Origin of the sequence: Cohnella sp. GCM10012308, from assembly GCF_042649185.1 — a bacterium.
Classification (GTDB): Bacteria; Bacillota; Bacilli; order Paenibacillales; family Paenibacillaceae; genus Cohnella.
The window spans coordinates 1-25,526 of sequence record NZ_JBHRYU010000054.1 but is presented as its reverse complement, the minus strand read 5'-3'; the positions used below and the strand labels follow the sequence as shown (position 1 = coordinate 25,526).

Below are 25,526 nucleotides of genomic sequence, written 5' to 3'. Positions count from 1 at the left end.
TTTGCCGCTTCAAGCTGCGATATTGACGGTAGAGGGATTTCGCGCCAGCCGTTTAGACAACGAAAGGAGGTTATTCGTATACCTGCCCCCGGGCTACGAGGGGGAGACGACCAGGCGGTATCCGGTGTTGTATATGCACGCCGGACAGCGCGCCTTCGATCCGGCCGCGCCCGGCACCGAGTCCTGGCGGATCCACCGCGCAGCCGACCGGTTGACCGGGGAAGGCCTGATGGACGGGATCATCATCGTCGCCATCGCCCACATCCGGCCAGCGGAGGCGAATGAATATTATCACTTCAAGGCGCCGGCCGAGGAAGCGCAAGCCGTCCGGTGCGCGGGGCTCGATTACGAAGACTTCGTCGTGAACGAAGTGAAGCCGTATATTGACGCCCGGTTCCGCACGCTGCCGGACCCGACGAATACAGGCTTGCTCGGCTCGTCCGCGGGCGGCTTGTGCACGTACCATATGGGATTCCGCCGCCCCGACGTATTCGGCAAGCTCATGATGCTGTCGCCGTACTTCGTCAAGGCGCAGCTGGACGACAGCGCGCCGGCGGGGCTGCAAGAGGAACGTCTCTACAAGCCTTTTCTGGGCAGGATCCCCGTCAAAGTATGGATGGACATCGGGGATGCTGAAGGATTGTTCCTTCCCAGGCATGTGCGAGATGTCGCAGTCACTCTCATCGGGGAAGGCTTCCGCTACGGCGAAGACCTCGCTTATCTCGAACAGCCCGAGGCCGCGCACCAAGAGGCAGACTGGGGCGATCGGGTGCACATTCCGCTTTTGTTCATGTTCGGCCGCATAGGCACGCCTGCCTCGCTCGAGCTTCGCGGCCGGGCAGAGATCGGATTGACGGGCGGACACCGGGCGCATGTCAATGCCGTGCTCCGTTACGACAGCGGCTTCGCGATCAGCGTGCTGAACGGCGAATACCGCGTCGGCGACCCGTCGGTGCTGAAGGCGCTACCCGACGGATCATTAATTCCGCTGCGTCCGGGCACGACGACACTGACGCTGTCGGCCGGCGGTCTCGTGGCGACCGGCGTCTACACGGTCGTTCCCGCGCTGTCCGATCGCGTCGTCGTCGAGATGACCGCCGACGTGCCGCCGGAAGCGATGCCGCCAGCCGCGATCTATGGCGGAATGGGCATGCGGCTGGTCCATGCAGGCGGGACCCAATATGCCGGAAGGTTCCGGGTGCCAAGGGATACGGGTTATCGCTTTCGTTTCACGAAGGGATTCCGCAAGTTCGAGACGGACGCCGCGGGAGGCGTCGTGCCCAATCGCACGTTCCGGGCGTCCGACGATCTCGCGCTGCACTACGAGGTCGCCCGTTGGGAAGAAGCGCCGTCGGGTGCGGCGGAAGGGAGAGGCCATGCTGATTCGACCATTTGAACCGTTGATGGACATTCCCTATTACTATCCGTGCAATCTTCCGCTCGTCCGCGAGGTGCTGGGACGGCAGGGCATCCGGAGCGGTCTCGGGCTGCTCGCGGCCGCGCGGCTTTACGGCGTGCCGGCCTGCTCGGATACGGGACTCGTGAAGACTTATTTTAACAAGCTGGATTACGCGGAAGCGGTCTGGCGTCAGACGGGCAAGACGGAATATGCCGATCTGGAGGAAGGCCTGCAGGAGGGGCGCCGCCTGATTGGCGAAGGCGAGCTGTTCCTTGTCACCGGCACCAGCTATTATTTGCCTCATTGCGAGGATTATCTGTCGCCCAAGTACATTGAGAAGCTCGTGGATCCCGGCTCCCGCCAGTATCTCGTCGACCACTGGCTCGCGGTATACGGCATCGAGGAGACGCGGCTGCACGTGTACGATCCGGTGCCGGCCCGCTACGCCGGACCGCTCTCCTTGCAGGCATTCGACGATTTCTGGAAAGGGAACAAGGCGATCCCCGAGCTCGCGAACGCGAAGCGCAAGGAAGAGCTGCATTCCTACTGCGCCGTAGGCATCGCCGCTTCCGCAGACGCGCGGTCGTCTGCCTATGAAGAGCAGCTGTTGCGGGCGGTGGCGACGCACGCGCATGAATTTTTGTCGGCGCGTGAGATCGAGGACGGGCAGCGAACGTATTATTTCGGCCATGCGGTAACCAGGCGCCTGCTCGGACAGCTGCATCATGACCTGGCCGAGGGGGCGACGTCGTCTGGCGCGCTGTCGGCATTCTTGTTCGACATGCGGTGGAGCCGGTACTTTTTCCGCGATCTGCTGCGGGAGGCGGCGGAAGCGCTCGGGGCGCCGTTCGTCGGCCATGCCGCGGCATTCGATGCCGTCGTAGCGGATTGGGAGGATGCGCACAAGCAGCTGCAAGGCCGGGGCGCAGAAGAACGAATAGCACGGCTGGGCGCTGCGCTGGAGGGGTTGGCGAAGCGCGAGTACAGGCTGTACGAAACGCTTTGGGCGGATGCGCGCAGCGCCGGGCTGTTCGCCAAGCGGCGGCAGGACGAGCGCGATCCGAGCGGCAGGCGCGAAGCGATTCTGCGCATCGTGCTCGACAGCTGCGAGGACCTGAACCGGTTCCAAGGCGGCGCGGTTCCCGTCGAGCTCGGCGCCGCGGCGCCGCTCTACGGACGCAACGGGAACCTCGACTCGCTCGGGCTCGTCTCGCTGCTCGCTTCCGTCGAGCAAGGTATCGAGGAGGCGCTCGGCTGCGGCATCGCGCTGTCCGACATCGCCGCGGCGTCCGTGCCCGACAGTCCTTACCGCACGGTCGACACGCTGGTCGGATATTTGCTCGAGAGGCTGCCCGAGGCGGGCTGAGGAGGTGCGCTGAGCAATGCAAGAATATAGCATGCTGACGGAGCGTTTCCGGCGGTACGGCGACAGGCCGGCGCTGGTCTGGCGGGATCGGGCGTATTCGTACGCCTGGCTGAACGCGCAGATCGAGGCGATGAGAGAACGGCTGCAGGCGGAGGGAATCGAACGCGCCGTCGTCTCGCTGGAGACCGAGTATTCGCCCTATGCGGCAGCCGCCATTTTTGCCTTGCTGGGCCAGTCTTGCGTCGTGCTTCCGATCGACGGCAGCCTGGTGGCGGCCAAGATCGAGGAATATCTGGACATCGGAGAGGCACAGGCAAGGGTTGGCGCTGACGAAGCGGGGCTGTCGATCCGCTGGAGAGACGGCAAGGAAGGCAAGGAAGGCACGGAAGCCATGGAAGTCCGTCACCCGCTGCTGCGGGGACTGCTCCTGCAGCGCGTGCCGGGACTCGTGCTCTTTTCCTCGGGCTCGACGGGCAGGAGCAAGGCGGCGGTGCACCGCGCTGACCGGCTGCTGGCGAAGTTCCGCGCGGTAGGGCGTGCCGCGAAGACGATTCCTTTCATGATGTTCGACCATATCGGCGGCATGAACACGCTGCTGACGACGCTGGCGAACGGCGGCTGTCTGCACGTACTGAAGGACCGGTCGCCTGCGGAAGTATGCCGGACGATCGAGCGATACGGCATCGAGGCGCTGCCGGTCTCGCCCACATTCATGAACCTGCTGCTCCTGAGCGGCGCGCATCGGACGTACGATATCGGCAGCCTGAAGGTCGTCTCCTACGGCTCCGAGGTGATGCCGCCGCAGACGCTGGCCGCTTGGAACGCCGCTTTTCCTGACATTCGCACCGTTCAGGCTTACGGCATGTCTGAGCTGGGCGTGCTCAAGACGAAGTCCAAAAGCTCGGACTCGCTGCTGTTCTCGCTGCAGGGAGACGGCGCGGCGTATCGGATCGTCGACGGGCTGCTCGAGATCAAGGCGGAATCGGCCATGATCGGCTATCTGAACGCGCCCGACCCGTTCACCGAGGACGGCTGGCTGCGAACGGGCGACGAAGCCGTCGCGGAAGACGGCTACATTCGCATCCTCGGGCGGCGCTCGGAGATTATCAACGTCGGCGGGGAAAAGGTGTATCCGGCGGAGGTGGAGAGCGTACTCCAGGAGTTGGCCGGCATCGAGGAGGTTGTCGTCAGCGCGGAGACCAGCGGCATTACGGGACAGATGGTGATGGCGACCGTGAAGCTGCGCGAAGATATGGAGCCGAGTCTCGGGGAGCTGCGCAGGCGCATATGGACATTTTGCCGGGATAAGCTGCCCGCTCACAAGATTCCGCAGAAGATCGTCATTACCCGGGAGTCGCTCACAAGCAGCCGGCTCAAAAAAATACGCAAGCCGCAGGTGCAGGAAGGCAAGCCCAATATCAACGGATGAAGAGAGGCGGAATCAATATGACGACGATAGCGACGCACTTTGCCAAAGAGCTGGAGCAGCTTCACAAGGACGGTTACGTATTGTTCAAGAACGTGCTGGATCGCGGCCAGGCGGCCGCGCTCAAGGAAGGCATCCGGCAGGCGTTCGAAGGCAAGGACGACAACGTCATGATGCAGGGCCCGATGTTCGAGCGGGGCGAGGTATTCGAGGCGCTCGTCGATCATCCCGTTATCAGCGCCTTTATCGAAGAGGTGCTCGGTTCCGACTGCCAGCTGAGCAGCATGAACGGCATGCGCACGACCCGGAACAACGGCGTCAGCAAATGGCACGTCGACGAGGCGCTGTTCTTCCCGCTGCCGGAGGGCGCGGAGATTGACGCGAGTATCCCGATGCCGGTTTTTCTGATGAACGCGCTGTATTATCTGGATGACGTTACCGAAGATCAGGGGCCGACTCAGGTCGTACCGGGCTCGCACCGCGCTGGTCAGGCCATCCGCCATGCCGAGGAGATCGGCGAATACAAGGGGCAGGGAGCGCTCTCGATTCTGGCGGAAGCGGGCGACTGCCTCGTGTTCAACAGCCAGATCTGGCATCGGGGCGCGCGCAATCAGAGCGACGATCCGCGATACGTGCAGCAGATCATCTACCGCAAAAAGTTTATCGTGCCGCATATGACTTACGACATCAACGGCGCCTATCAGGTGCCGGAAGAGATCGCGAGACGCAGCAATTCGCGCAGACGGCGGCTGATGGGGTACAGCGAGCAAGTGTTCTAAGCGGAGCAAGCAGAAAAAAGGCCGGCGGATCGTAGCTGCATAGGCGGTTGGCTGCATCGGCAAGAAACGGCAGGCGGAAAAGACGGCCGTTTCTTGTTGGGGGCCGATTGAGAACCGGCGGGACTCGCATCGGGGCGGCGTTGTGCGGCGCAATCGCATAACCTCGGAGTCAGCCATCACAACTTAAAGGCAATGTTACCGGCAGGTACAACCTCGGCGCGCGCGCGAGGTTGTGCCTTTTTGCCGTCATTGTATAATAAGCGGTCTAGCTTCGTCCTGGGCTCGATCCCGAATGCGTCCGCATAATCTTGGGCGCACCGGCGCTAGGCGAACAGTCCGTGTCAACAAGAAAAGCTGCTATTTTTACGCAAGAGAGTTCGGATTCAAGGATTGACAACTTCTGGCTAACGATTTATGTTGTTACTAGGGAAACCGGTTCCCCTAATTGCGGGAGATTACGAGGCAGCCGAATGACGGGCCGAAAAGAAAGGAGCGCGACGGGAATAACGGGGCAAGTTGTTGTAAGCGCTTAATAATTTGAGGAGGTTGGACTTATTATGATTCGTAAGACAAGCCTTTTTAAGCAAATTACGGTCCGCTGGCTGGCGGCCTTCCTGCTGTTCGCACTGGTCGCGCCCGCATTGACCGCGGCGCCGAAGCCCGCTCAGGCGGCAAGCATCGGTACGATCGGCGAAGGCGACACCATCTACCAGATCATGGTCGACCGATTCTACGACGGCGATCCGACGAATAATGCGACAGGCTCGGCGATTCGTTACGGCGAGACGGCCGAGGACGACTTCCGCTACATGAAAGGCGGCGACTGGCAGGGCGTCATCGACAAGATGCCTTACATCGCCAACATGGGCTACACGGCCATCTGGATCTCTCCGGTCGCCGAGCCGCAAATGACGAATCGCGAGAACGGCGGCACGGGCAAGAACACCGCCTACCACGGTTACAACGTCAAGGATCCGAACGCGGCCAATCCGTATTTCGGCACAAAGGAAAAGCTCAAGGAGCTCGTCGATACGGCCCATTCATACGGCATCAAGGTCGTTATTGACGTCGTCCCTAACCATGTCGGCGACTACATGCTGGGTACGCAGGCGTACTACGACATTCCAAGCCTGCAGCCGGCGGCGCCTTTTAACAATCCCGCCTGGTATCACCACAACGGCGACATCAACTGGTCGCTCGTGGACGGCAACTACACCCAATGGGCGCAGGATTACATCGAGAACCACGACTTAGCCGGACTTGACGACATCGATTTCGACGTACCGGCAGCCAAATCGGCCATTTTCAACTCGATCAAAGGCTGGTTCGACTACACGGGCGCGGATGGAGCACGGGTCGATGCAGCCAAGCTGATCAAGCCGACGGATGTAGGCGATCTGCAAAATCTGCTGGGCGTCAACACGTTCGGCGAAAACTTCGACGGCAACGCGGAGTTCGTCTCCCGCTGGGTCGGCACGAACAAAGAGTGGGGCATGCTCGACTTCCCGCTGTTTTTCTCGGTGCTGAACAGCTTCGCTTACGGGCAATCGTTCGATTCCAACATCAAGAGCACGCTGGCCCAGGATTCCCTCTATAACGGCAACGCGAACCACATGGTCACCTTCCTCGACAACCACGACCGCAACCGGTTCCTGACCGAAGCGGGCGGCAGCGTGGCGAAGCTGCAGAACGCGCTGACGTTCCTCTTCACCGTACGCGGCGTTCCTGTCGTTTTCCAAGGCACCGAGCAGAACAAGGGTAACGGCAACGGCGCCATTATCGGCGGCGGCATCGCGGATACGTGGAACCGCTGGTCGATGGTGAAGCGCGACGCCAGCGGCAACATCATCACCAACTACTTCGACGAGAACGCGAGCACGTTCCAATACGTGGCGAAGCTGAACCAGATTCGCAAAAATTACGAAGCGCTCCGCAAGGGGACGCAGCGCGAGATGTGGTCCGCGCAAAACCTGTATGCCTTCTCCCGGCGCATGGATAGCGGCGCGAACGTCGGCCAGGAAGTCATCTCGACGTTCAGCAACGCGTCCAGCGGCACGCAGACCGTCACGATTCCGCTGCGCGCGGAAAGCACGCTGACGGTCGGCACGGTGCTGGTCAACCAGTTGAACACGTCCGACACGGTGACGGTTCAATCCGGCGGCGCGACGGGCAAGCAGATCACCGTCTCGATCGGCGCGAACGGGGCCAAGGTATACGCCAAGGCGCTGTCCGATACGCAGGCGCCTACCGCACCGACGAATCTGACCGCTACGGTGCAAGGCACGACCAGCGTTCAATTGAGCTGGACGGCTTCGACCGACAACGTCGGCGTAACCGGCTACGAAGTGTACCGCGGCGGCACGCTTGTCGGTACGGCAACCGGCACGACGTACACAGATTCGGGTCTGACCGCGAACACCGCGTATACGTATACGGTGAAGGCCAAAGATGCGGCCGGCAATGTGTCGGCGGCAAGCGCCTCGGCTTCGGCGACGACCGGCCAGCCGGACACGATTGCGCCGAGCGTGCCGCAGAACGTGGCCGCAACCGCGCAGAGCTCCTCCAGCATTCAGGTAACCTGGAGCGCCTCGACCGACAATATCGGCGTTACGGGCTATGAAGTGTACCGCGGCGGCACGTTGGTCGGTACGGCTACAGGCACGTCCTACACCGACACGGGACTTGCAGCCGCCACCGCCTACAGCTACACGGTAAAGGCAAAAGACGCTGCGGGCAATCTGTCGGCTTTCAGCGCGGCGGCATCGGCGACGACGTCCGCGGGCAACAACGTGACGATTTACTACAAACAGGGATATACGACGCCATACATCCACTACCGTCCGGTAGGCGGCACGTGGACGACGGCGCCGGGCGTGGCGATGCCGGCGTCCGAGGTATCCGGCTACAACAAGATCACGATCAACATCGGCACGGCGACCCAGCTCGAAGCGTGCTTTAACAACGGCAGCGGCACGTGGGACAGCAACAACTCGCAAAACTATCTGTTCGGCGTCGGCACGTGGACCTACACGCCGACGGGCAACATCGCGGCAGGCGCGCCGAACGTCGACAGCCAGGCGCCTTCGGTGCCGGGCAGCGTGACCGCGACGGCATCGTCCGCGACGACGGTCAACGTCACATGGACGGCGTCGACGGACAATGTCGGCGTGACGGCGTACGACGTCTACCGCGGCGGCACCAAGATCGGCAGCGCCGCAGGCAATGCGACGTCCTACACGGACAGCACGGCTGCAGCCGGCACGACCTACAATTACACGGTCAAGGCGCTGGACGCTGCGGGCAACGCCTCGGCGGCGAGCGCAGCCGCGACGGTCACGACGCCTGCGGGCAGCGGCAGCGTGACGATTTACTACAAGAACACGGCGTACACCAACGCTTACATCCATTACAAGCTGGACAATTCGACCACGTGGACGACGTCGCCGGGCGTGCAAATGACGGCATCGACGACCTATCCGGGCTACAAGTCGATCACGATTCCGCTGAACGGCGCGGCCGGCTTGACGGCGGCGTTCAACAACGGCAGCGGCACGTGGGACAGCAACGGCGGCAGCAACTATCACTTCGACAGCGGCGTATGGACGCTGGTCGGGGGCACCAAGACGGCGGGCGAACCGCAGGCGGACAGCGTGACGTTCCGCGTGACGGTGCCGTCGAACACGCCTTCGAGCGGACCCGTGTACCTGTCGGGCAGCTTCAACAGCTGGAACGCAGCCGATCCTGCGTATCAACTGACGAAGGGCACGGACGGCGTGTACAGCATCACGCTGAGTCTGACGCCAGGCACGGCGTACACGTACAAGCTGACGCGCGGCACGTGGGCGTCGGTGGAATCGACATCGAGCGGAGCGGATATCGCGAACCGCACGCTGACGCCGAGCGGCGGCGCGCAGACGGTCAACGTGACCGTGGCGAAGTGGAAGGATCTTTAATCGCATAAAGCTTAAGCGTGCGAGGTTGCCGATCCGTCGGCAGCCTCGTTCATGCGCGGTTGGACACGTGCCTTGGAAACTATCGATTCATAGCAATAGAACATAGAGTCGGGGAGGAACCATAGTGAGAAACATTCGAATCGGCTGGCTTGCCGCGCTGCTTTTTGCAGCGGGGCTATGCTGGAGCGGCATCGCGCTGGCCGGACCGGCCAGAACGGATCTGCAGTCGTTTCGGCAGCCGAGCGGGGAGACGTTCACGGGGCGGCTGCAGGGGGACGAGCGGCTCCACTGGGCGCTGACCGCCGGCGACGAGGCGATCGTTAAGGATGCGAAGGGCTATTGGAATTATGCGTCTTTGGATACGAAGGCGATGAAGCCGAGCGGCAAGCGGGTCGGCATCGATGCCAAGCCTTCTGTTCCGAAGACGGGCCGGGACGTGCAGGAATGGGTGAAGGCGCACCCCGAAGCGCGCGGCGAAAAGATCGGCAGCGATGCGGCGGGTAGAACCGCGGATGCGGGAGCCGGCTTTTCGGCTGGCGGACCGGAAAGTAGCGCTTCGCCGTCCCCGGCAGCCGGATTGCCGCTTCTATTCGGCACGGACGGACAACGCACGACGGGTACGCAGCAGACATTGGTCCTGCTGGTCTCTTTTACGAACATCGCCATTCAGTACAGCGACAGTCAGTGGAACAAGACGTTTTTCAGCACGACGGACCGCAGCGTAAAGGACTATTATAATGAAATATCGCAGGGCCGCATGAGTCTGGTGCCGGCATCGGAGTCCTCTGGCACGGCAAACGACGGCATCGTGAAGGTGACGATCAATCATGCGCATACGAGCGGGACGCAGCTTGTCGCCGAAGCGCTGGTCGCGGCGGATCCATATGTCAACTTCGCCAGCTACGATACGAACGGGGACGGCTATATCCAAAACGACGAGCTGCGGATCGTCACCATATTGGCAGGCTACGAGCAGTCTTACGACGGCGGCGCCCAGACGCCTTCCGTCTGGGGACACTATGCATCGCTGACGGATAGCGAATCCCCGCTGATCGACGGCAAAAAAGCAGTCGTCGGGATTTACGGCGGCGGCTACACCCAGCAAGGGGAACGGCAGGGCGACCACCAGGCGACAATCGGCATTTTTGCCCATGAGCTGGGCCATACGCTCGGTCTCCCGGATCTGTACGACACGGACGGCAGCACCGACGGGATCGGCAACCACAGCCTGATGTCATACGGAAGTTGGGGGACGCTTCCCGGGGAGTACAGCGGCGCGACGCCCGTACACCTCGACGCCTGGAGCAAGCTGAAGCTGGGCTTCGCCGACTCGACCGAAGCGCGCAGCAATGTCAGCACGGCTTACACGCTCAAGTCGTCGGGGACGGGCGCCTACAATATCGTGAAGATTCCGAGCCTGAACCCGGACCAATACTTCCTGCTCGAGAACCGGCAGCTCGAAGGCTACAACCGCAGCCTGAACACACACGGCGGCATCGCCGTCTGGCATATCGACGAGTCGCGATCGTACAACTGGGACGACAGCCGCCGGCTGGTCGATCTGGAGAAGGCGACTGCGGAGAATCCGTATTTTTATGCGGGCAACCGGACCGAGTTTTCGCCGACCACGACGCCAAGCAGCAACATTTACGGCTATCCCAATACCTACACGGGCATCACGGCATCGATGCCGCAGGCGTCGTCCAGTTCGATGACCGCTTATATATTCGGCGACTACGAGGCGCCCGCTACAGTCACGGGACTGCAATCGCTTTATGCGACGCTGCACAATACGGGTCTGACCTGGAACGCTTCGCTGGCGCCGGACTTCGAGGCGTATGTCATCTACCAGGATGGCGTCGTATACGACCGGCTCACTGCCCGCACGGCGAAGGTATGGTTTCCGAACTCCGGCACGGGCCCGTATACCTACACGGTCCGGGCGGTGGACCGGGCGGGCAACCAATCCGCGGACAGCAATCCCGTCGTCGTGACACCAGACAGCACGGAGAGAGTCATCATTTATTACAAGCGCGGTTTCGCCGCGCCGGTCATTCATTACAAAATTCATTACGGCGATCCGAACGAGGCCTGGGTCGACGCCGCATTGGTTCCCTCGGAATATGCGGGTTACAGCAAGGTCGAGATTCCCACCGAGACGGAGCGGATCAGCGTCGTCGCGTCGTTCCACGACGGCAACGGCAATTGGGACGACAACGCCGGGCGCTATTATGTCTTTTACTCCGGCGTAAATACGTTTGAAGCTGGTCAGTCCAAAGAGGACTTCCCGGCCCCTCCGCCGGCAGCGCCCGATACGACGGCGCCGAGCGTGCCGCAGAACGTATCCGCTGTCGCGTTATCCTCCTCTTCCGTGGCGGTATCGTGGAACGCGTCGACCGACAATGTAGCGGTTGCGGGTTATGAAGTCTATCGAGAGGGTACGCCGATAGGGTCGACGGCGACGACCTCTTTTACCGACACGGGGCTGGCGGGAGGCACGACCTACGCCTACACGGTAAAAGCGAAGGACGCGGCCGGCAATCTGTCGGCTTTCAGCGCGGCGGCATCGGCGACGACGTCCGCGGGCAACAACGTGACGATTTACTACAAACAGGGCTTTACGACGCCATACATCCACTACCGTCCGGTAGGCGGCACGTGGACGACGGCGCCGGGCGTGGCGATGCCGGCGTCCGAGGTGTCCGGCTACAACAAGATCACGATCAACATCGGCACGGCGACCCAGCTCGAAGCGTGCTTCAACAACGGCAGCGGCACGTGGGACAGCAACAACTCGCAAAACTATCTGTTCGGCGTCGGCACGTGGACCTACACGCCGACGGGCAACATCGCGGCAGGCGCGCCGAACGTCGACAGCCAGGCGCCTTCGATGCCGGGCAGCGTGACCGCGACGGCATCGTCCGCGACGACGGTCAACGTCACATGGACGGCGTCGACGGACAATGTCGGCGTGACGGCGTACGACGTCTACCGCGGCGGCACCAAAATCGGCAGCGCGGCAGGCAATGCGACGTCCTACACGGACAGCACGGCTGCAGCCGGCACGACCTACAATTACACGGTCAAGGCGCTGGACGCTGCGGGCAACGCCTCGGCGGCGAGCGCAGCCGCGACGGTCACGACGCCTGCGGGCAGCGGCAGCGTGACGATCTACTACAAGAACACGGCATACACCAACGCTTATATCCATTACAAGCTGGACAATTCGACCACGTGGACGACGTCGCCGGGCGTGCAAATGACGGCATCGACGACCTATCCGGGCTACAAGTCGATCACGATTCCGTTAAACGGCGCGGCCGGCTTGACGGCGGCGTTCAACAACGGCAGCGGCACGTGGGACAGCAACGGCGGCAGCAACTATCACTTCGACAGCGGCGTATGGACGCTTGTCGGCGGGACCAAAACGGCGGGCGAACCGCAGGCGGACAGCGTGACGTTCCGCGTGACGGTGCCGTCGAACACGCCGGCGAGCGGACCCGTGTACCTGTCGGGCAGCTTCAACAGCTGGAACGCAGCCGATCCTGCGTATCAACTGACGAAAGGCACGGACGGCGTTTACAGCATCACGCTGGCCTTGACGCCGGGCACGGCGTACACGTACAAGCTGACGCGCGGCACGTGGGCGTCGGTGGAGTCGACGTCGAGCGGGGCGGACATCGCGAACCGCACGCTCACGCCGAGCGGCGGCGCGCAAACGGTCAATGTAACCGTGGCGAAGTGGAAGGATCTCTAAGACGCTAAGCAAAAAAGCCTGTCCGTTCCCGAATGGGGGCGGGCAGGCTTTTGCTGTGTGGGGATGGCGGCGGATAATTGCTGAAAGGCAGCTAAATCGAACGAAAGAGGGTGTTTAACATGCATTAACGGTTAAAAGGCATTTAATTTTGTCCAAAACTGCTTGGTGAAGCCACGAGGCACCAAATAGCTGCCTTTTGACCATTATCTTGGATGAGCAAGGGCATAATGCGAAAATAACTGCCTTTTAACCATTGTCCGGGCTAGGAAAGGCGACTACGGCATCCGAACTAGGAAAAGGCGGCATCGGCTAAAAGGAGCGTCTTTAAACCGATCCGATTAAAATTCCGCAGCCTTTAGAAGAAATCCGCTGCCGCGGATCAAACCGCCTGTCCGTCAGCCGCTGCCGCCGAACGCGTGGACTCCCGCACGATCAGCTGCGGCTCGAGCAAGCGCTTCTGCAGCGGCATATCGGGATCCCGCAGCTGCTCGAGAAGCAGCTCGCCGGCCGACACGCCCAGCTGGAACGTATCGATCTTGAGACAGGTGAGCGGAGGCGTCGTAAACGGCGACATCGGATAATCGTCGAAAGCGGCGATGCCGAGATCGCCCGGTACGTCGACGCCGCGCTCGCGGGCCGCCTTGAGCAGGCCGAACGCGGCGTAGTTGCTCATGCAGACGACGGCGTCGGGGCGCTCGCCGGCAGGCAGATCCAGCATCCGGAGGCCAAGCGCGTAGCCCGAGTCCGTGTCCGCGAGACCGCGCAAGTCCTCTTCGTCCGGCGCGGGCAAGCCGGCCTCGGCGAGCGCGCGGGCGAAGCCCCCGAAGCGCTGGACGAAAAGCTTCTCGTCGCGCTCGCCGGCGAAGAACGCAAGGCGCCGGTATCCGCGCTCCAGCAGATGCGCCGCAAGCATATGTCCGCCGGCCTCGTTGTCGAAGTCCACCCAGCTGACCGGCGACTGCACCTCGCCGATCGAAATGAAAGGGAAGCGGTGCTCCAGCAGCTCCTCGCAGAGCGGCTCGGTCAGTACCGAATTGTTGGCGATCAGGCCGTCCACCCGGCGGTTCAGCACGAGACGCTTCATGAAGTGCTGTTCGGGACGGTCGGGCTGCTGGATGTTCGAGATCGTCAGCTCGTACTTGCGCTCGATGAGCGAGCTCTCGATGCCGCCTATTATATTGAAGAAAAAATGATCGAGAAACTCATGCTCCCTGGATAAGTCGATCAATAAGCCGATATTCCCGCTGGTCTGCTTGGCCAGCTGCGTAGCAAGACTGCTGGGCGTATAATTCATCTCGCGGATGATGCCCCAGATCCGGCTCTTGGTTTGGTCCGATACTTTTGGCGAATCGTTAATGACCTTGGACACGGTCGACTTGGCCACTTGGGCGGCGTCGGCGATATCCTGTATAGTCACCTTCCGCGAGGTTCCCTCCGGCAACGAAATCCCTCTCCCTCAACGATCAATGGTTTGAAAAACCGGTTTCACCCATTATAACACAGTTGCTTCGCAACGCGACACACGCAAACGTTGCACACGCCGCCAGTCGACAGGATCTGCCCGTCCGCCCGCTTGCTCCGGGACCGAGCGACCGAGACAAGCGGTGGCGGTTATGGTTTAATAGTAGAATCAAGTTCGGAACGTACCGACCGACGACATGGAGGATAACGGATGACTTTACGCTACCCCAGCCCCGTGCGCCGCGCCGCGCTCGCGCTGACCGCCGCATCGCTGCTGGCCGCCCTCGCGACCGGCTGCGCCGCCAAGGATGAGCCCGCGCTGGCACCGGTCGATAGCGCGACGGCTTCGCAGACGAGCTCGGCTTCCGCCGCGCCGACCGCAACGGCGGCCGATCCGACCGCCGCATTCCTCGCGCCGCTCACCGGTCTGCCGACGGAGCAGGCCATTACCCGCAGGCCGCTCAGCGTCATGATCAACAACTTCAAGGCCGCGCGGCCCCAGTCCGGACTAACCCATGCCGACACAGTGTGGGAGATCCTCGCCGAGGGCGGCATCACGCGGCTCGTGGCGATCTTCCAGAGCCAGACGTTCGACGATCCGATCGGTCCGATCCGCAGCATCCGTCCTTACCTGATCGACATCGGCGAAACGTACGGCGGCGTCCTCGTCCACGCGGGCGCGAGCAACGACGCGCTCGCCATCCTGCAGCACTCCGGAAAGGCCGACATGGACGAGATCAACAATGCCGGCGCCTATTTTTACCGCAGCAAAGACCGCAAAGCGCCGCATAACCTTTACTCCACACAAGAAAAGCTGTATACGGGCGCGCAGAAGATGAAGTACGACGAGACGGCGAGCGTGCCGCTGGTGCAGTTCGATCCGACGCCGGACGTGATCGGAGAGCCCTCCGCCACGGAGATCAACCTCAAGTTCCAATTGTCGGACTACAAGGTGTCGTACAAGTACGATGCCGCTACGCATCTATACGCCCGCTCAATCAACGGTCAACCGCATATCGATCTCAACAACTCGCGCCAGCTCACGGCGGCGAACCTCGTCGTTCTGTCTGCCAAGCATCATGCCTACGACGATTACGGCCGGCTCGAGATCGACTTGAAATCCGGCGGCGAGGCGATGCTGTTCCAGGAGGGGCGCGCGATCGCCTGCGAGTGGAAGCGGACGCCGGGCGACATCGTCCGCATTTACCGCGACGGCCGCGAGCTCAAGTTCCTGCCGGGCACGACTTACTACCACGTGGTCCCGACGGACGGCGGGTTCGCGGGCCATGTAACGTACGAATAAACGCGCAAATCCGCAATCGCAGCCAGAAGAGGGGCGTAGAGGATGGGGTTCAAGCTTCGTAGAGAGAGAACGGGCAGCAGCAGGACCTGGTTCGGCAAAATGCTGCTGTCCTACTTGCCGGCCTTTTTTATCCTGACCGCTTTTCTGTTTTTTATTTTTTTTCAGATTCTCAATAGCCGCAACCAGGAAGCCGCCCGCAAGACGAACGACTACATAACCCGGCAGGCGCAGCTTGTCGTGGATTCTTCGCTGACGGCGATTGACCAGAAGATCACGCTTGAGATGCTGCGCAACCGCACCGTGCTGCGGTATTTCTCGGAGCCGACGGCCGCGGATCTGTCGCTTCAGGTCGACGTCATGAACGAGCTGTCCGAGCTTAAGATCGCCAACCCGCTCATTCATTCGATCTATATGGTTCGGGCCGACGACCGCATGGTCCTGAACATGAGCACGACCTATCCGCTTAGCCGCTATCCGGACGCGCCCTTTATCGAATCCAGCCTGAAGTCGCCGAACAGCAAATGGTCCGATCTGCGGCTGTACAAGGAGCTGCCTTCGGAGACGGGGACGCCGGTCGTGACGCTGACGCGGAGCGTGTCTATCTTCTCGGGCCGCTACGGGCTGATCGTCATCAACGTCAACGCGGCTTCCCTCCAGCAGCTCGTCCGGGACATGTACGACGCTTCGGTCACTCAGCTGCATCTGTACGACGGGGCCGAGCAGGATTTGTTCCACACAGACCCGTCAACCGCCGCGCCCAAGGCCAACAAGACGCTTGCGTCCGCATCGGTGTCCGACTATACCGGCTGGCGCCTCGTCAGCGAGTGGAACGACGGCAAGTGGATTACGTTCCTGATGTCCCTTTTCAACGTCTGGCTGGTACTGGGCTTGCTCGTTTGCGTGCTGGCGCTCGGATGGATCGTCTGGATGACCCGCCAGAATTATCGCCCGATCCGCAATCTGGTCGCGCAGTTAGAGCGATACTCGCCCGGCAGCGGAGCGGTCAAGGACGGCGACGAGCGCTACGGCGGAGAATTCAGATATATCCATTCCATGATGGAAAATATGATCGACCAGAACAGCCGGTTCCAGCTGCAGCTGCAGCAGGACCTGGAGGTGAAGCGGAACTTCTACCTGTACGGGCTGCTGGAAGGCATTCGCCAGGTCGGGCCGGAGGAATGGGCGGCTACGGCGGAGCAGCACGGCATGTATCCGTCGTTCGGCAAAGTTATTGTCGTTGTCCTTGAGATCGACCGGAGCGCGGAGTGGCGGCGGACGTACGGCCAGGAGGAGCAGGACGGCTGGAAAAAGGCCGTTGAGGCGATCGTGGGCGGACTGACGGAGCAGGCCGAAGGCTGCAAGGTATGGATGCTCTGGACGATGGCGAATCAGCTCGCGGTCATGCTCATGAGCGAAGGCGACGTGCCGGACGAGTCATTGTCCACGCTGATCGGGGAGTGGCATGCGCGCATTCGGGACGACATTCCGTTCGAGATGACGATCGGGCTGGGAGAACCGGCGGCGCGTCCGGAGAACATCCACGACGCTTACCAGGAAGCGCTCGCCGCGCTGCAGTACAAGTCCATCGAAGGCAACAACCGGATATTGAAGCATGCGGGCAGACCGGCCGGGCGAGGCGAGGTGTTCCGCCACCTACAGCGGATCGACGGCATCGTCGACCTGCTGCGCCTGTCGGACGCGAAGTGGCGGGCGGAATTCCGCTCGCTCATCAGGCAGATGGAGCTCGACCGCGCATCGCGCGAGGATATCGAGCAGGTGATGAATTACTTGATCTTCAACCTGGGCCGGGCCGTGGAGGGAATGAGCGCCGAGTACCGGCGCCTGTGGAGCACGGACATTATGCCGGCGCTTGCCAAGACGCTGGCCGAGGTCGAGATGATGGGCGACATCGCGCACGCTTTTTTCGAGGCGCTGGAGGCGTTCGAGGAGCGGGTGGAGCAGTCCCGCGAATCGCGGAACCAGGGCGTGCTCATCAAGGAGGTCAAGGCGTACATCGAGACCGACTTTGCGCGGCCGGAGTTGTCGCTGGACTATCTCAGCGAGAAATTCGGCATCAGCGGCAAATATTTGAGCCGTCTGTTCAAGGAAGAGTTCGGCCTGAAGTTCGTCGATTTCCTCATCGATCTGCGCATTCGCCACGCCCAGCAGCTGCTCGCCGAGACGAGCCTGCCGGTGCAGGAAATCTCCGAGCGGATCGGATACAGCAGTCCGATCTCGTTCGCCCGCACGTTCAAAAAAATCGTCGGCGTGCCGCCGATCGATTATCGCAAAGAAAAGCAAGGATAAACGACTTGCCGCACGCCGCAATCCGGTCACGCTTTCACGCGCGGCCGGATTGTTTGTTTTTGTCCCCGGAGAACCTCGAAACGTTGATATGACGGGCTTTTTTGGCATGGAGAAAAAAGTTGGCAGGTGGAATTAGGTTGGTTAAAGCGATAAATCGTACGATTGGTTCATGTCATTAAACGTACCATCGTAATAACGCTTACGATGACATGAAATTGTCCGATTGGTTGTATCGGAGAAAATGGTTTGTTGTGCGGGCCGGTCGGCGATGATTTGATTAAGGCACGACTTGGGCGGCACGCCGCGTCAGGTCGACAACCGATACGAAGAGGGAGAGGTCATCCGATGAAAAACAGATTCAAGAAAAGCCTGGCGCTGCTGACGGCGGCGGGGGCGGTCGGAACTGTCGCGTTGGCGGGATGCTCGAACGGCGCAGACGACGCGAACGCGGCGGGCAGCGGCTCGGCCGGCACGGAGAAAATCAAGCTTTCCTTTGAAACATCCGTCTATGCGGAAGCGCCTCACAAGAAGGCGATCGATGCCTTGATCCAAAAGTACAACGAAGCGAATCCTAACGTCGAAATCACGGTGCACGGCACGGACTACGAAAACTTCTGGGACAAGCTGACCACCGAGATCATCGCGGGCACGCAGGGCGACATCGTCCAGGTCTATCCCGAAAACATCGCGACCTACAACGCGCTGCAAGGGGAAAAGGGCGCTTTCTTGAATCTGGACGACCGCATTAAAGGAACGGAGCTGGAGACGGATCTCGTCGGCCAGGAGCTCAGCAAGGTAAACGGCTCTTATTATGCGTTATCCGATTACGCCTGGGGGACGACCGGCATCTTTTACCGCAAATCGCTGTTCCAAAAGGCCGGCATCGATCCCGCTTCGATCAAGACGCTGGAGGACTTCAAGCAGGCCGCGATCAAGCTCGGCGTCGATACGGACGGAGACGGCACGGTCGATCAATACGGATTTTCGAGCGTCGTAGGCTCGCACCCGTTCGTCGCTTCCGAATGGTATCGCCTCGTGGCGAGGCCGGTATCGGGCGGCATCTTCTTCGGCGACGGCGAGTCCGGCCCTTATACGGCCGACCGGATCAACGTCAACTCGCCGGCCAACGTCTGGGCGGCCGAATGGTGGCAGGACCTGATCAACAATCCGCAAGCGACGCCTCCGGGCACGCGGGACAAGAAGGTCAGCCGCGAGATGTTCTGGAACGGACAGGCCGCGATGATGATGGACGGCCCTTGGTTTATCGGCATGACAAGAGAGCGCGACGCGGCGCTGATGGACGATCTCGGCTTGATGCCGCAGCCTTCCGTCGAGTACGAAGGCCAGACGTACAAGCCGAATCCGCATAACTATCCGCTCGTCGCCATGATCTCCGCGAATAGCAAGTATCCCGACGAGGCATGGGACTTCCTGAAATGGATGGCTTCCGCGGAGGCGCAGGAGATCGTCTCGCAATCCGGCATGATTCCGAGCAGCAAGGCCTATGCAGGCACGGACGCATACGCCCAGGCGAATCCGCTTGCCGCGCAGTTTTTCGACTTCCAGCAAAACGTGTACGCCCCGGCCGTCATGGACCCGCCGATCCCCGAGCTCGGCACGCTGAACCAGACGCTGATCAACTACGCGCAAAATATGTTCGTCGCCAAGCAAGACGCGAAGTCTTCGCTCGACAAGGCGGCAGAAGAGATGAAAAAAGCGATGAATTAATTCGTCAGGCCGATCCGGCGGCCCCCGCCGCCGGATTCGACGCCTGCGAGGAGGAAGGATATGAACAACGACAACGCGCTTCTCGGACAGCCCTCCTTGCCGACGCAGCAGACAGAACCGGCCCGCCGAACGCGATTCTGGCGCTCCGAATGGCGGAGGCTGAAGCAGAACAGGGCCGCTTATTTGTTTATCGCGCCGCTCGCGCTGGCGGTCGGGCTCGTACTGCTGTATCCGATTTTGAAGGCGGCGCTGATGAGCTTTCAATACTGGAAGGTCGCGCGGCCGATCGCGGACGGACATCCGTTCGTCGGATTCGATAACTACGCGGCCGTCATGGATTCAGGTTATTTCTGGCAATCGCTCGGCATTACGTTCCTCTATATTTTCGTGACGGTCGTTCTTCGCTTCGTATTGGGCGTCGGCACGGCCGTGCTGCTGAACACGCCGTTCAAGGGCCGCGGACTCGTCCGGGCGCTGGTCATCATCCCGTGGGCGGTTCCCGAGGTCGTCACCTGTCTGGTCTTCATCCTGATGTTCGACTATCAATTCGGCGTCGTTAACGACGTGCTGCTCAAAATGAATATTCTGTCGAACCCTCTGGCCTTCCTGGGCGAATCCGACACGGCGCTGTGGGCCGCGATGTTCGTCAACGTGTGGAAGGGCTTCCCGTTCGCCGCCATCATGCTGCTCGCCGGTCTGCAGGGCATCCCGAAGGATCATTACGAAGCGGCGAGCATCGACGGAGCCTCGGCCTGGAAGCAGTTCACGAGCGTGACGCTGCCGGCGCTGAAGCCCGTATCCGTCATCGTGTTCCTGCTGCTGGTCATCTGGACGGTCAAGGACTTCGGCATCGTATACGTGCTGACGGGCGGCGGACCGAGCCGCGCCACGGAGTTGCTGACGATTTTTATTTACCGGGCCGGCTTCAAGTCGTTCGACTTCGGTCTCGCTGCGGCCGCGGGCATGTTCCTGCTGCTCATCTCGGTCGTCTTCACCGTGCTCTACATGAAGGCTACGAAGGCGGGTGAATCGGCGTGAAAAAAAGAAACATGCCCATCGTCTATATCGCCGCCGTCCTGATCTCTCTGTTCGCGATCGCGCCGTTCGTCTGGATGATCCTGACCTCGCTCAAGCCGCAGGCGGAGATCTACAGCAAGCCGCTGCAGTATTTGCCGCAGCATCTGAACGCCGAGGGCTACAAAGGCATGCTGAACGCGAAGGCCGACCCGAACGTGAACTTCATCTCCTGGTTCAAAAATACGGCCATCGTCTCCCTGCTCACGACGGTGCTGTCGCTGATCGTATCCGCGCTGGGCGGCTACGCGATGTCGCGGTTCCAATTCCGGGGCCGCATGAGCATCGGCTATATCATCCTGCTGACGCAGATGCTGCCGGGCTCGCTGCTCATTATCCCGCTATATCTCATCATGAAGGATTACCACTTGCTGAACTCCTATTTCGGTCTGGTGATCGCGTATGCGACGATTGCGATTCCGTTTTGCACATGGATGCTCAAGGGCTACTTCGACAGCGTGTCGACGGCCATCGACGAGGCTGCTTCCATCGACGGCGCGGGGCGCTGGACGACGTTCGTCCGGGTGATTCTGCCGTTGACGCTGCCTGGGCTCGTGGTGACGGCCGTCTTCTCCTTCCTGACGAGCTGGAACGAATTCATGTTCGCGCAGACGTTCCTCAGCGACTACGACAAGTGGACGCTCTCAGTCGGCATCGCCAGCTTCCAGGGGCAATACGTCGTCAACTGGGACTATCTCATGGCCGGCTCGGTCATGACGACACTGCCGATCGTCGTCGCGTTCTGGCTGCTGCAGAAGCATCTCGTAAGCGGCATGACGGCAGGCGCGGTCAAGTAATACAGGCAGGCAAGGCAGGCATTTAAGGCACTTATACTACGTTTTCTAAGGGAGCATATCGGATATGGAAAAGGGAAAAATCAGATTCGGCATCGTCGGCATGGGCATCCGGGGCAGTTTGTTCGCGGATACGCTGCTGCAAAGTCCGTATGCTGAGCTCGTCGCAGTCAGCGATGCCTTCGCCGCTACGCTGGACAAGAGCAAGACGCGCTACAACGTTCCCGGCTATGCCGACGTCCGCGAGATGATCGCAGGGGAGAAGCTGGACGCGCTCGTCATCGCGACGCCGGACTTCCTTCACAAGGAGCCGGTCATGCTGGCGGCGGAACACGGGCTGCATTTCATGGTCGAAAAGCCGTTCTCGACTTCGGTCGAGGAAGCGGAGGAAATGCGGGAGGCGGTCGACCGCGCCGGCGTGACCTGCATGGTGGCGTTCGAGAACCGCTGGAACACGCCGTTCGTCGCGGTCAAGGAGGCCGTCGAGCGCGGCGAGATCGGCGACATTCTCACGATCAACGCGCGTCTCAACGATACGATCTTCGTCCCGACGCAGATGCTCAAGTGGTCGAAGGGCTCGTCGCCGGGCTGGTTCCTGCTGCCGCACGCGACGGATATCGCGCTGTGGCTCAAAAAGACCGCGACGCCCGTCAGCGTCTACGCCGTCGGCACGAAGAAGAAGCTCGTCGGCATGGGGATCGACACGTACGATTCGATCCAATCCGTCGTCAGCTTCGACGACGGCACGCACGCGACGTTTACCACAAGCTGGGTGCTTCCGGAGTCGATGCCGCTGATTTACGATTTCAAGTACGAGATCATCGGGGACGACGGCGCGCTGTACGTGGATCTGTCCGATCAGATGGTGCGCAAGGCCGGAGGCGTATACAGCCATATGCATACGCTCGGCACGCCGATCAACGGCCGGTTCACCTCCGCGCCGAGTTATATGCTGAACGCGTTCGTCGACCATGTCCGTCTCGGCACGAAGCCGGAGTCGGGCGCAGCCGCGGGCCTGCTCAACACGAAGCTGGTGCATGCCATCCACCGGTCCGTCCTGAGCGGCTCGGTCGAGCGGATCTGACGCCGTGCGGCCTGACGATATTCATGGCGGCCGCGTGGTCGCCTGGCTGGGACGGCCTGGCGTCCTGATCGAGAACGACCGGCTGCAGGCGACGATCGTGCCTGCTTTGGGCAGCCGCGTCGTCTCGCTACGCTGCAAGACGACCGGCGCGGAGCTGCTGCATACGCCGGCGTCGGTCGAGGCGTACGAGTCCGCGCCGATGCTATACGGTATTCCGGTGCTGTTTCCGCCGAACCGCATCGCCGGGGGCTCGTTCGAATACGGGGGCAGAGCCTACCGGCTCGACGTCAACGATCCGGCCACCGGCAGCCATGCGCACGGCTTCGTGCACGACAAGGCGTGGGAGGTTATTTCTTGCGGCAAGGACGAAGAGAGCGCGAGACTGGTCACGGCGTTCGATTCCGCGTTTCATCCGTCGGTGACCGCGCAGTTTCCGCACCGCTTCCGCCTTGTCATGCGGGTAGAGCTGCGGGGGAACGCGCTCTTCCAGCGGATCGACGTGCACAACGAGAGCGATGCCGCGTTTCCGTGGGGGCTTGGCTATCACACGGCCTTCAACTTTCCGTTTGGCGCTGCTTCGTCGCCCGCGTCCTGTACGTTCGCGGCGCCGGTCGGCCGCAGGTGGCAGCTGGACGCGCGCTTCCTGCCGACGGGCGAGCTGGCGGAGGACGCGCGGGGAGCGCGGCTCCGGCAGGGGATGTCGCTTAGCGGCATCGTCTTGGACGACGTCTTCGAGGCTGCCGGCAATGGCGCCAATGAAGCGGTACTGACCGATCCGGAGGCCGGCATCCGCGTGCGCTATCGCGCGGATCGCTCCTACGGCACGTGGGTGCTGCACAATGGCGACGGCGGGCAGGGCTTCGTTTGCCCCGAGCCGTATACCTGCGTGACCAACGCGTTTAATCTGGCGCTGCCGCCGGAGGCGACGGGCATGCAGGCGCTTGCGCCGTACGCGTCCGCATCGGTGGATTGCAGCATTATCGTGGAGCCGTACCGGTCGGAAGAGTCGTAGAATAGCGGGACAGCAGGAACCCCCGTCGTTAGGGCAATGTCGTAACGACGGGGGAATTGTCTATGGCGGACGGGCGCTTGCCCGGGGCATGGACACTTTGTCGATTTATGCGATAAAATGAAGCCACTTCCTTTATTTTCGCATTCAGTCCTTTTCGGCTTGAAAGAAATGAGGACACGATGAGCCTGCAGCAAGCTCTCATACCGCTATTTACGCATCTCCTTCCTCTTGCGCTATTCATCTGCATGGGGCTCGACGTGCTGATCCGCAATTCGAAGAAAACGGAGCACCGGCTGGTCAGCATTATAACGCTATGTTATTCCTCCCTGTTTCTGGAGGAGTACGTCCGTCAGCTGCTTCCGATCTCGTACAGTCCCGCGCTGGCCGCCTTGTGGTTCAGCAATACGGGCATCCTGATTCCCGGTCTGGGCTTTCATTTTACCGCCAAGCTGACGGGGATGGACAAGCGAATGCCGCGATTCCTTTACCCTTACGTTTTTTACGTACCGGCACTGTTTCCGCTTATCTCGATTTTCGGCGCGGAGGAGATTATCTCCACCCAGCGCTTCGTGGAGATCGGGATGTGGAAGCAGCCGGTCTATAATACTTCGTACTATATTGCGTTGATCGTCAGCACGCTGGCCTGCTTGCTGTACCTGTTCCCGCTGCTGAAGTCCAGGGCTCGCGCTGCCTCGGCCGAGCTGAAGTCTTTGTATACGCTGACGACCTGGGGCGTCGTCGTTACGGCGCTCTGGATTATTGCGTTCGGGCTCTTCAACTACGGCTCGTTCATGCCTCCGTATCCCTATATTTATTGCGGTCTACTATGGTGCTTTACCTTGAGGCTGACGATGAGGCGCCACGACTTTCTGAATTTCGTGGACAAGCGCTACGAGAAGCTGTTTCATCTGAATCCGGCGGCCATTGTACTGCTGGACCGGTCGGGTGCGGTTCGAGAAACGAATCCGGCCGCGGAGCAGCTGGTCGGCGGCATGTGCGAGGACCGCGAGGCATTTTACTCGCTGATGAAGACCGTGGTCAGCGAGCAGATGCGCGATACCCGCGAGATTAAAGGCTACGAAGCGACCGTGCATGGGGCGAGCAAACGTCTGGACGTGCTGCTCGACGGCGACTATATCATGGTGGACAACGAGCCGCACATCATCCTGATCGTGCGGGACGTAACGGCCCAGCGGGAGTACCAGGAGGAGATCCGGTACCTTGCCTATCACGATCCGCTGACGCGGCTGCCGAATCGCAGGTATTTTTACGAGCGGCTGGAACCGGCCGTGGCCGAAGCGAAGCGGCGGGACGGTCTGATGGGCATTGTGCTGATCGACCTGGACTACTTTAAGGATATCAACGACAAGTACGGGCATAAGGCCGGAGACGAGGCGCTGCTGCATACGTCAAGGCTGCTCCGGGAGGCTGTCGCGGATCGGGGACTGGCGGCAAGGCTGGGCGGCGACGAATTCGTGCTGCTGCTGCCGGAAGTGGCGTCGGGCGAAGCGCTCGAAGAGACGATCCGGCGTCTGCGCGCGTCCGTCGCGGCCAGCCGGCTGATCTGCGAGGGGCAGGAGATTCCGATCGCGATGAGCATCGGCGCAAGCCTCTATCCGCAGGACGGCGCGGACGGCGACGCTTTGATGCACGGCGCGGACAAGGCGATGTACGCGGTGAAAAGGCGAAGCCGCAACGATTATGGGATGGCGGGCCGGCAGTAGGCGGCATAGCTTAAAATGAGGAGCTGAGGAGCTGAGGAGCTGAGGAGCTGAGGAGCTGAGGGGCTGAAGGGCTGAAGGGCTGAAGGGCTGAGGGCTGAGGGCTGAGGGGCTGAGGGGCGGGCGTGCCGGTTAGCGCGTGTTCAGCGTGCGGAGCCTTTCGGAAGTATGGCGGTGCAAAAACCTGCATTTCTACATCTATTTTCCACAGCCCCGCGACAGTTGATGAAATACCTGCAAATGCTCCTAGGCCCCCTAATCAAATTGGAGTCCCTCCCTACAATGTTTTAAACTAGGGATAAGGGAGATGAGCGGGATGGGAAAAAGGTTAAAGGAAGAAACACGGCTTAGAATTGTTAAGG

15 protein-coding genes are annotated in these 25,526 nt (G+C 61.1%); 14 read left to right on the top strand and 1 reads right to left on the bottom strand.

The features are described 5' to 3' along the window. The first annotated feature begins 1 nt into the window (after position 1). The 6 genes from ACFOTD_RS32840 to ACFOTD_RS32815 all read left to right on the top strand — a co-directional run bounded on the left by ACFOTD_RS32840 (position 2) and on the right by ACFOTD_RS32815 (position 12,680). Positions 2-1,396 carry an alpha/beta hydrolase gene (locus ACFOTD_RS32840; RefSeq protein ID WP_378124215.1) on the top strand — a complete coding sequence of 465 codons (1,395 nt, stop codon included), beginning with the start codon at positions 2-4 and terminating at the stop codon, positions 1,394-1,396. Continuing rightward, positions 1,377-2,765, top strand: coding sequence for a hypothetical protein (locus tag ACFOTD_RS32835; RefSeq protein WP_378124214.1), 1,389 nt, complete (start codon positions 1,377-1,379; stop codon positions 2,763-2,765). Before ACFOTD_RS32840 ends, ACFOTD_RS32835 begins: the two co-directional genes overlap by 20 nt. Positions 2,766-2,781: 16 nt before the next feature. Further along, positions 2,782-4,194 carry a class I adenylate-forming enzyme family protein gene (locus tag ACFOTD_RS32830; protein ID WP_378124213.1) on the top strand — a complete coding sequence of 471 codons (1,413 nt, stop codon included), beginning with the start codon at positions 2,782-2,784 and terminating at the stop codon, positions 4,192-4,194. Between the two features lie 17 nt (positions 4,195-4,211). Then, entirely contained in the window at positions 4,212-4,970 is a 759-nt protein-coding gene (locus tag ACFOTD_RS32825) for a phytanoyl-CoA dioxygenase family protein (RefSeq protein ID WP_378124212.1), read from the top strand. Positions 4,971-5,527: 557 nt separating this feature from the next. Beyond that, positions 5,528-8,923 carry an alpha-amylase family glycosyl hydrolase gene (locus ACFOTD_RS32820; protein WP_378124211.1) on the top strand — a complete coding sequence of 1,132 codons (3,396 nt, stop codon included), beginning with the start codon at positions 5,528-5,530 and terminating at the stop codon, positions 8,921-8,923. A 124-nt stretch (positions 8,924-9,047) separates the two neighbouring features. Then, positions 9,048-12,680, top strand: a complete 3,633-nt coding sequence (locus ACFOTD_RS32815; RefSeq protein ID WP_378124210.1) for a M6 family metalloprotease domain-containing protein — start codon at positions 9,048-9,050, stop codon at positions 12,678-12,680. Positions 12,681-13,059: 379 nt separating this feature from the next. Here ACFOTD_RS32815 and ACFOTD_RS32810 read toward each other — a convergent pair whose 3' ends face one another. Then, positions 13,060-14,121, bottom strand: a complete 1,062-nt coding sequence (locus tag ACFOTD_RS32810; RefSeq protein ID WP_378124208.1) for a LacI family DNA-binding transcriptional regulator — start codon at positions 14,119-14,121, stop codon at positions 13,060-13,062. A gap of 231 nt (positions 14,122-14,352) precedes the next feature. On the opposite strand from ACFOTD_RS32810, the gene ACFOTD_RS32805 reads away from it, so the two are divergent. The 8 genes from ACFOTD_RS32805 (at position 14,353) to ACFOTD_RS32770 (ending at position 25,167) form a co-directional block, all read left to right on the top strand. Next, the gene (locus ACFOTD_RS32805) at positions 14,353-15,444 is read left to right on the top strand and encodes a DUF3048 domain-containing protein (RefSeq protein ID WP_378124207.1); all 1,092 of its coding nucleotides are present in this window, start codon (positions 14,353-14,355) and stop codon (positions 15,442-15,444) included. A 42-nt stretch (positions 15,445-15,486) separates the two neighbouring features. Beyond that, a complete protein-coding gene (locus ACFOTD_RS32800) occupies positions 15,487-17,751 on the top strand; it encodes a helix-turn-helix domain-containing protein (RefSeq protein WP_378124206.1) in 2,265 nt (754 codons plus the stop codon). Between the two features lie 345 nt (positions 17,752-18,096). Next, complete coding sequence (locus ACFOTD_RS32795; RefSeq protein ID WP_378124204.1) at positions 18,097-19,479, top strand: ABC transporter substrate-binding protein; 1,383 nt, start codon at positions 18,097-18,099, stop codon at positions 19,477-19,479. A 60-nt stretch (positions 19,480-19,539) separates the two neighbouring features. Next, positions 19,540-20,517, top strand: a complete 978-nt coding sequence (locus tag ACFOTD_RS32790; RefSeq protein ID WP_378124203.1) for a carbohydrate ABC transporter permease — start codon at positions 19,540-19,542, stop codon at positions 20,515-20,517. Continuing rightward, positions 20,514-21,350, top strand: coding sequence for a carbohydrate ABC transporter permease (locus tag ACFOTD_RS32785; RefSeq protein WP_378124202.1), 837 nt, complete (start codon positions 20,514-20,516; stop codon positions 21,348-21,350). The genes ACFOTD_RS32790 and ACFOTD_RS32785 overlap by 4 nt, the downstream gene beginning before the upstream one ends. A gap of 64 nt (positions 21,351-21,414) precedes the next feature. Further along, positions 21,415-22,431, top strand: coding sequence for a Gfo/Idh/MocA family protein (locus ACFOTD_RS32780; protein WP_378124201.1), 1,017 nt, complete (start codon positions 21,415-21,417; stop codon positions 22,429-22,431). Between the two features lie 4 nt (positions 22,432-22,435). After that, positions 22,436-23,443, top strand: a complete 1,008-nt coding sequence (locus ACFOTD_RS32775) for an aldose 1-epimerase (RefSeq protein WP_378124200.1) — start codon at positions 22,436-22,438, stop codon at positions 23,441-23,443. Positions 23,444-23,622: 179 nt separating this feature from the next. Next, entirely contained in the window at positions 23,623-25,167 is a 1,545-nt protein-coding gene (locus ACFOTD_RS32770; RefSeq protein WP_378124199.1) for a diguanylate cyclase domain-containing protein, read from the top strand. The last annotated feature ends 359 nt before the right edge of the window (positions 25,168-25,526 follow it).